Raw genomic sequence first — 2949 nt, 5'->3', positions numbered from 1 at the left:
CAGATGTGTTTGAGCAAGTTTCCGCAGAGTTCGTGAGCGGTAGCGAGGCAAGATGAATAAACTCACAGATTTATCAGCCGCACTCGATTCGCTTGAAATACCGTGGGCAAATACGGCGTTTCGCAACGAAGAAGAACCCTCGCCGCCCTTCATCTGTCTTGTTGCTGGTTTCTCTGAAACATCATATGCGGACAACTCCGAATACATCCGGTTCATGGGATACGACGTGGCGCTGTACGTTAGCGAGCGGGACTACAAGCGTGAAAAGGACATAGAAGCCGCGCTTGGTGCGGCTGGTATCAACTACGAAAAGGCGGTTACGTTCATAGACGCGGAGGCACTAATTGAAACCGCGTACAGCGTCGCCGTGGTGGAAGACTAACGAAAGGCACAGAACATGCCACGCAATGGATTTTTTGGCGTTAAAAACGCCCATTTCGCACCGATGACTGACGAGGATACGCTGACGTATGACGTTCCGGTTCCCGTCGCTGGCACCGTTGAAATCAAGATGGAGCCAAGCGTTGAGAGCGCGACGAGTTTTGCCGACAACGAAGTATGGATCGACAAACAGCAGGACAACGGAGGCAGCGGTACCATGAGCTTCTATGACGTTGAGAGCACGCCCGAGCTTCGGGCTCTCATCGCCAAGCTCGTGGGCTATCAGATTGCCGAAGACGGGCGAACGATCTTGTCGGCTGACGTAACCCCGGCCCCCTTTGCCTTCATGTGCGAACAGCCGGGGCACATCACGGGGAAGCGTCGGTGTTTGTATAAATGCCAGCTCTCTAAGCCGTCCCTCAATGCAAAGGGTATCGAGGAAAAACCTGATATCACCCAACTCGATTACGATTTTTCGTGGCGCGTGGTTAAGCTTCCCAGTGGTACGCGCACAAGTGGGTATGACAGCTACACCGGGCTTGCTGACTATGAGAAGTTCTTCGCCAAGGTTGACACGGCGGTTGCGCCTAAGGTAGTTGCTACTCCGGCAAAGGGGGCCCAGTGATGCGCGTTGTTTCAGTCGGCGACATTGAGCACAAGATGGAGTGCAACGCGTTTACGCCCATTGTGTATTCGGGTGAGTTCAAGGTCGACAAGCCAAACGGTGGCAAGCGCCCCAAAGATATCAGCGAGGCTATAGGCGTTATCGCTGAATCTCTTTCGTACGTTGGCATACCGGCTATTACACCCCTGCTTGAAATCTTTTGGGCCTTCGAGAAGACGGCAGATCAAAATCTTGAAGGGTTTAGCGAATGGCTTGGGAAGTTCCCGACTGATGCCTATGACATGACGCGAGGGGATGGTTGGGCCTCTGACGTGATGAAGCTCGTGGAAGCAAATTTCTTTCCAGGTCAGAGAACGAACGTGGACGCCAAGGCCGCCGAAGCGCCCGATGCCACCAGTTCCGGAAGAGATAAGGAATAGCTGCGACGCGCTCTATATACACGAATGCCAGCAGTGCGGTATCAGTGTTTCAGACCTTCATTATCTGACGATAGAACAGGTCGAAGCAGTACTTGAGGTGCGGCAGTTCGTAAACGATGCGGTGGCTTACGCAGAAGATGACGAATACGCGGAGCGAGGTGAAGCCACCTTCTTCGGTTGAGTATAGGACGGCAGCGCACCCAAGCGGCGCGTTGCTTCGTGTGCTCTGAATATTGAAAAGAGAATCGAGGTGTAGATGTGGCCGTATCCTATAAAGGCCTCGTTATCAAGTTTGGTGGTGACACGACCGAACTGCAAGGCGCATTGAAGAAGGTGCAGAGCGCCGCCAAGGAGACGCAAGGCGACCTTAAGGACATCAACGGCGCACTCAAGTTAGACCCTGGCAACACAACGCTTCTTGAGCAGAAAGTAAAGGCACTCAATAGCGCATACGGGGAGACGAAGAGCAAGCTCGATGCTTACAAACAAGCTTTGTCTCAGCTTGAAGAGAAGAAGAAGAGTGGTGTGCAGCTCACCGAGCAGGAAGAGCGCCAATACGACACATTGCAGCGCTCCATTCTAAAATGCGAGAGGCAACTCGAAAGCTACGGCGACGATTTGAAGTCTACCGCGAAAGAGGCGGAAGCCTCTAAAACGTCGCTTTATAAGTTCGGCCAGACCATCGAAAATAATTCGGATAAGTTCGAGCGCGCCGGGCGTGGTATGGAGGGCGCAGGCAAGACGATTGTGGGCGGTGCAGTTGGCGCAACAACGGCGCTTACGGTGTTGGCCTCATCTCAGGAAGAGAACATACAGCAGAGCCACCAGCTAGAAACCGCATGGGAAAGTGCGGGAGGGACGGCAGAGCAGGCGCAAGGTGTCTATGCAAACTTCTACAGGCTGCTTGGAGAGACGGACACAGCGACCGAGGCATCGCAAAACCTCTCGCGTCTCACCACCAACGAGCAAGAGCTCGCATCCTGGACAGATATTGCCGCCGGAGCCTATGCGACGTTCGGCGATGCACTGCCGATTGAAAACCTAGCTGAAGCATCACAGGAGACGGCGCACACAGGCACCGTGACGGGTGGCCTTGCTGATGCGCTCAACTGGTCTACTGCGAGTGCAGAAACGTGGAGCTCCGCGCTTTCGGGGCACGCCGACGCGCAAGCCGCTTTCAATCAAGCGGTTGACGATGGCGGCACGAAGGAAGACGCATTCAACGCCGCTCTTGCCGCCTGCGGGGACGAACAGGAGCGCGCAAGCCTTGTTACTGAAACACTAAATGGGCTTTACGGCGAGGCCGGGAAAGCGTACCAGGAGAACAATAGCGCGCTGCTTGAATCGCGCGACGCGCAAAACGACTTCAATCAAGCCATGACCGATGCAGGAGAGGCGGCGCTGCCTATCAAAGAGCAGGTAATGGAACTTGGGGCGAATCTATTGGAAACCGTCGTTCCTGCCATGCAAAGCGCGTCGGAGTGGTTTCGAAACCTCACGCCGGAGCAAAAGGAACTTGCAACC

4 protein-coding genes are annotated in these 2949 nt (G+C 54.5%); all 4 read left to right on the top strand.

Annotated features, from left to right (window positions below; translation table 11 throughout):
- Positions 1–52 precede the first annotated feature (52 nt).
- Entirely contained in the window at positions 53–382 is a 330-nt protein-coding gene (locus tag RR842_RS13395) for a hypothetical protein (protein WP_332730089.1), read from the top strand.
- Positions 383–397: 15 nt separating this feature from the next.
- The gene (locus RR842_RS13390) at positions 398–1006 is read left to right on the top strand and encodes a major tail protein (protein WP_332730088.1); all 609 of its coding nucleotides are present in this window, start codon (positions 398–400) and stop codon (positions 1004–1006) included.
- Positions 1003–1425: a hypothetical protein gene (locus RR842_RS13385; RefSeq protein ID WP_332730087.1), complete on the top strand. Its 423-nt coding sequence runs from the start codon at positions 1003–1005 to the stop codon at positions 1423–1425. Before RR842_RS13390 ends, RR842_RS13385 begins: the two co-directional genes overlap by 4 nt.
- 258 nt (positions 1426–1683) lie before the next feature.
- On the top strand, positions 1684–2949 hold a 1266-nt coding region (locus tag RR842_RS13380; protein ID WP_332730086.1), incomplete at its 3' end, for a hypothetical protein.

The sequence above is a fragment of the Gordonibacter sp. genome (assembly GCF_036667095.1).
Classification (GTDB): Bacteria; Actinomycetota; Coriobacteriia; order Coriobacteriales; family Eggerthellaceae; genus Gordonibacter.
The sequence above is the reverse complement of the archived record's forward strand: the minus strand, read 5'-3'. Positions and strand labels throughout refer to the sequence as shown.